General features: G+C 70.0%; 4 protein-coding genes. 3 read left to right on the top strand and 1 reads right to left on the bottom strand.

Features of this window, described 5'->3' with window-relative positions:
• Positions 1 to 180, bottom strand: a 180-nt coding sequence (locus Q1K70_RS21950) for an NAD(P)-binding domain-containing protein (protein WP_366521765.1), incomplete at its 3' end; no start/stop codon positions are given.
• Positions 181 to 424: 244 nt separating this feature from the next.
• Between Q1K70_RS21950 and Q1K70_RS21945 the strand changes: the two genes are divergently transcribed.
• The 3 genes from Q1K70_RS21945 to Q1K70_RS21935 all read left to right on the top strand — a co-directional run bounded on the left by Q1K70_RS21945 (position 425) and on the right by Q1K70_RS21935 (position 5,183).
• Positions 425 to 2,287, top strand: coding sequence for a sigma 54-interacting transcriptional regulator (locus Q1K70_RS21945; RefSeq protein ID WP_300164859.1), 1,863 nt, complete (start codon positions 425 to 427; stop codon positions 2,285 to 2,287).
• Between the two features lie 65 nt (positions 2,288 to 2,352).
• Entirely contained in the window at positions 2,353 to 3,837 is a 1,485-nt protein-coding gene (locus Q1K70_RS21940) for an ATP-binding protein (protein ID WP_300164856.1), read from the top strand.
• Positions 3,834 to 5,183 (top strand): sigma-54 dependent transcriptional regulator, encoded by a 1,350-nt coding sequence (locus Q1K70_RS21935; protein ID WP_300164853.1) that lies wholly within the window; start codon positions 3,834 to 3,836, stop codon positions 5,181 to 5,183. The genes Q1K70_RS21940 and Q1K70_RS21935 overlap by 4 nt, the downstream gene beginning before the upstream one ends.
• The last annotated feature ends 296 nt before the right edge of the window (positions 5,184 to 5,479 follow it).

Here is a 5,479-nt window from a genome sequence, read left to right as displayed (position 1 = left end):
GCACACCGGCTCCAGGAGGTCCACGGGGCTGGCCTCCAGGATGTCCAGGGCGATGCCGGCCGCCTTGGTGGGGATGCGGTCCACCAGCACGACCTTCTTGCAGACCTTGCGTTCGATGAGCCGGCGCGTGACCGCGCCGCCCACGTTGCCCGCGCCGAAGACGGTGACTTTTCCGTTCATGACTGCTCCTTGGAGGGGTTTTCCCGGACGTTACCACGTCCCGCTTCCGGACGGACAGGGGAAGTTCGCCCCCCTCGGCCTGGCCGGCGACGGCTTTCGGCCGTTGTCGCATCCGTGCGAAGCAGGAAACGTTCCACGATTATTTTCAATGAATTCAATGGGGCTGGGAATATATGTTGCACCGACGGAACTACTATGTTCTAGATTGTTTCAAATTGTTTCATTCTGTCGCCAGGATGCGCCCATGCCCACCATCGCCCTCCTCGCCCTCAACCGGCGCATGCACGATACCGCCCGCGAACTCCTGCGCGGCGAAAACGCCGACGTCCTCCTGGCCGAAGGCCTCATGGAAGCGGCCGTGGCCGTGGCCCGCGACCTGGCCGGGCGCGGCGTCGAGGCCGTCATCTCCCGCGGGGCCACGGCCCGGTGCATCCAGGCCGCCCTGCCGGACCTCTCGGTGGTGGACATCTCCACCTCGAGCCTGGATCTGCTCACCGCCCTCCACGCCGCTTCGGCCCAGGCCCGGCGGCTGGCCGTGGTGGCCTTCCCGCCCATGACCGACGGCGCGGCCGAGATCGGCCGCATGCTGGGGCTCGACGTCACGGTTCACGAACTCGAAAGGCAGGAGGACATCGCCACGGCCGTGCTGTGGGCCCGGGCCCAGGGCGCGCAGCTGGTGGTCGGCGGCTACATCACCGACCTCGTGGCCCGGCGGCTCGGCGTGCCGAGCCTGCCCGTGGAGTGCAGCCCCCAGAGCCTGCTGGCCGCCGTGCGCGAGGCCCGGGCCATCGTCCACGGCCGGGCCGTGGAAAAGGCCAAGAACTCCCTGCTGCGGGCCGTGCTCACCTCCACGGACAACGGCATCGTGGCTGTGGACGGGGACGGCCGGGTCACGGTGCTGAGCCCCGTGGCCCGCAAGCTCCTGCGCTGCGAGGAGGCCACGGCCGTCGGCCGTCCCGTGGCCGAGGTCTGGCCCCGGTCGGGCCTGCCCCAGTCCCTGGCCACGGGCCAGGGGACCGTGGGCGAGGTGGAGCGCGTCGGCGACCGGGAGATCGTGTGCACCAGAACGCCGGTGCGCGTGGACGGACGGACCGTGGGCGCGGTGGCCACCATCCACGACGTGCGCCACATCCAGCGGATGGAGGCCACGGTGCGCCGGCGCGTGCTGGCCTCGGGCCACGTGGCCGTGGCCCGCTTCGAGGACGTCCTGGGCGAGAGCCCGGCCCTGCGCCAGGCCGTGGCCATGGCCCGGGACTATGCCCGCACCGCCGCCACCGTGCTCCTCCACGGCGAGACCGGCACCGGCAAGGAGCTCTTCGCCCAGGCCATCCACAACGCCAGCCCGCGCCGCGACGGGCCGTTCGTGGCCGTCAACTGCGCCGCGTTGCCCGGGCAGCTCCTCGAAAGCGAGCTCTTCGGCTACGAGCCCGGGGCGTTTACCGGCGCGAGCCAAAAGGGCAAGGCCGGGCTTTTCGAGCTGGCCCACGGCGGCGCCATCTTCCTCGACGAGATCGCCGAGATGGGCCTCGAGCTCCAGGGCAAGCTCCTGCGCGTGCTCCAGGAAAAGAAGGTCATGCGCCTGGGCAGCGACCAGATGCTCCCCGTGGACGTGCGCGTGGTGGCGGCCACCAACAAGAACCTCGGCCGGCTCATGGCCGAGGGGGCCTTCCGCGACGACCTCTTCTACCGTATCAACGTCCTGCGTCTGCCCCTGCCGCCGCTTCGCCGCCGCCGGGAGGACATCCCCGGCCTGGCCCGCCGCTTCCTGGACCAGGCCGCCGAGCGCCCCGGCGGCCATGGCCTCACCCCCGGAGCCGAAAGCGCCCTTTGCCGCCACGACTGGCCCGGCAACGTCCGGGAGCTGCAAAACCTCATGGCCCGGGTGGCGGCCACCCACCGCGAGTACGACGTGCCCGAATCCCTCGTCCTGGCCCTGCTCGACGACGCCCCGGCCGGAGCCGCCCCGGGCCGCGAGCCCCGGCCGGGAAGCGCCGGGGAGGACCGCATCCGGGACGCCCTGGAGCGGACCGGCGGCCGGGTGGGCGCGGCGGCCAAGCTCCTGGGAATCAGCCGCTCCACCCTGTGGCGGCGCATGCGCCGGGCGTAAGGGGCGCGCCGCGGCGCGGTCAAAGAGGGTTTACCGACCCTCCCGACAAAGCGTAAGCACAGGCCATGGCCGCCGCCGCGCGGCCGGGGGACGTCATGCCGGAACCGTTTCGCACCAAGCTCAACCTGCGACAGCGCATCGTCGCCATTTTGCTGCTGTACGTCATCGGCATCGGCGCCATGGCCTTCGTGTCCTACGAGGACCTGTCCACCATGGAGGACAAGCTGGAATTCATGCGCCTGGGGCATGTCATCGCCAACACCATCCTCGAAGTGCGCCGCTACGAGAAGAACTACCTCCTCTACGGCCTGCCCGAGGACCTCGACGAGGACCGGCGCTACCTCGACGAGTCCTTCAAGACCCTGGCCGTGCTCACGGCCGAGGCCCGCGACCTCAAGGTCTCGCCCCAGCTCGACGCCATGGGCATGCTCCTTCGCCAGTACCGCGAAGGCCTCGACGCCCTGGCCGCCTCCGGCCCGGGCCAGGTCGAAGCCGAGGGCGAGGCGGCGCTGAAACTGCGCGAAATCGGCAAGGCCCTGGCCGAGGCGGCCGACCGGGTGGTGGAATTCGAGCGCGAGCGCATCCGCGACCTGCTGCGCCTGCTCGCCTGGCAGCTGCTCGGCGCGGTGGCCGTGGCCCTGGCCCTTGGCGTCGCCCTGCCGGTGCTCATGTTCCGCAACATCTTCAAGCCGCTGGGCATCATCCGCTCGGCCACCCGCGACATCGCCGCCGGGCGCTACAACCGCATTCCCGTGGTCGCCACCAGCGACGAGATCGAACAGGTCATGGAGGCCATCAACCGCATGGTGGCCGAGATCGAACGCCGCCAGGACCAGCTCGTCCAGACCCGAAAGCTCTCCTCCATCGGCACCCTGACCGCCGGCGTGGCCCACCAGCTCAACAATCCGCTGAACAACATCTCCACCTCCTGCCAGATCGCCCTGGACGAGCTGGAGACCGCCGACCCGGCCTTCTTGCGCAAGCTCCTCGGCAACGTCGGCCAGGAAACCCTGCGCGCCCGGGACATCGTCCAGGGCCTGCTGGAATTCTCCCGGGCCCGGGAGTTCTCCCTGCGCCCGGTCAACCTGGCGGAACTGGCCGCGCGCACCCTGCGCCTGGTCAAATGCCAGGCCTGCTCGGGCGTGCGCCTGCGCGCCGACGTGCCGGACGACCTGGTGCTCGCCGCCGACGCCTCGCGGCTCCAGGAAGCCTTGCTCAACCTCCTCCTCAACGCCATCCAGGCCGTGGGAGACCACGGCGAGGTCCGGCTCGCCGCCTGCCGCGACGACGCATCCGGCCAGGCCGTGGTCACCGTGTCCGACACCGGCCCGGGCGTGCCCGAGGAAATACGAAGCCGCATCTTCGACCCCTTCTACACCACCAAGGAGGAAGGCAAGGGCACGGGGCTCGGGCTCTCCATCGTCTACGGCATCGTCGAAAAGCACGCCGGAGCCGTGGCCGTGGAAAGCGCCCCGGGCCAGGGCGCGTCCTTCGTCATCCGCCTGCCCCTGGCCGAAGCCCCCGCCCGGGAAAGCGAGCCCCGGCCGTGAGCAAGGAACGCATCCTGGTCGTCGAGGACGAGGAAATCGCCCGGGAAAACCTCGTCCACATCCTGGCCAAGGCCGGCTACCGGCCGCGCGCCGCGGCCGACGGCCGGCAGGCCCTGGCCGCCCTGGCCGAGGAAGCCCACGACCTCGTGCTCACCGACCTGCGCATGCCGGAAATGGACGGCATGGAGCTGCTCGCCGCCGTCAAGCGCCGCTACCCGGAAGTGGAAGTCATCGTCGTCACCGGCCACGCCGCCGTGGACTCGGCCGTGGCCGCCATGCGCCAGGGCGCGTTCACCTACGTGGCCAAGCCCGTGCAGGTGGCCGAGGTGCTGGCGCAGACGGCCAAGGCCCTGGAAAAATCCGCCATGCGCCGGGAACTGGCCAGCCTCAAGCGCAAGGTCGACCCCGCCTCCGGGCTTTCCCGCCTCATCGGCCAAAGCCCGGCCATGGAGGCGCTTCGCGAAGCCATCGTCCAGGTCGCCCGCCTGGAATGCAACGTGCTCATCACCGGCGAAACCGGCACCGGCAAGGAACTCGTGGCCCGCACCGTCCACGACCTGAGCCCCCGCAGCGAAGGCCGGTTCATGGCCGTCAACTGCGGCGCGTTCTCCGAGGAGCTCATCAGCAACGAACTCTTCGGCCACGAACGCGAAGCCTTCACCGGCGCGGCCGCCCGGCGCAAGGGCCTCATCGAGGCCGCCTCCGGCGGCACGCTCTTCCTCGACGAGATCGGCGAACTGCCGCTGCCCATGCAGGTCAAGCTCCTGCGCGTGCTCCAGGAACGCACCTTCCTGCGCGTCGGCGGCACCGAGGAAGCCCCCATGGACGCGCGGGTGCTCTCGGCCACCAACAAGGACCTCAAAAAGGAATCCGAAACCGGAGCCTTCCGCCAGGACCTCTTCTACCGCCTCGACGTCGTCACCCTGCACGTGCCGCCGCTCGCCCAGCGCCGCGAAGACATCCCGCTGCTCGCCCGACACTTCCTGGCCAAGCACGCCGGGGCGCTTTGCCGCGAAGTCTCCCTCTCGCCCGAAGTCCTCGACCGGCTGCTCCTCTACGAATTCCCCGGCAACGTCCGCGAACTGGAAAACATCGTCCAGAAAGCCCTGGCCGTGTGCGACGGCGCAGTCATCGAACCCGCGCACCTGCTCGCCGACCTGCGCGACGAACGCGTGCGCCCCACCCGCACCGCCCGCAACGCCTGGCCCACCCTCGAAGAACACGAGAAGCGCTACATCCGCGACGTGCTCGAGGAAGTCGAAGGCAACAAATCCAAAGCCGCCCGCATCCTCGCCATCGACCGCGTCTCGCTGTGGCGCAAGCTCAAACGCTACGGACTGGAGTAGCAATCGGGGCGCTGCCCCGAACCCCGCTGGGGGGAGTGACTCCCCCCAGGCCCCCCCGGCCGGCGTAGGCGGGGGGGGCTGCGGTCACCGTTGGCGTGGGCGTTGGCGGACCGAAGATGGGGGCGGAATTTCGCCCCCAGGCCGTCACCCCTTCGGGGCGGGATTTAAAGGAATTTTACGTTGAAAGCCTCTTAAAGGCATCAAAGAAGCTTCTCTTGAAATGCGGCGCTTCGCCGCGGGCGCCCGGGGTCTCGGAAATGGGGCGGGCGGTGCTGGCCGGCTTTGCGGCCTGCGTC

This window comes from Solidesulfovibrio sp. (assembly GCF_029978005.1).
Lineage (GTDB): Bacteria > Desulfobacterota > Desulfovibrionia > Desulfovibrionales > Desulfovibrionaceae > Solidesulfovibrio.
This window is presented reverse-complemented; position numbering and strand designations above follow the sequence as displayed.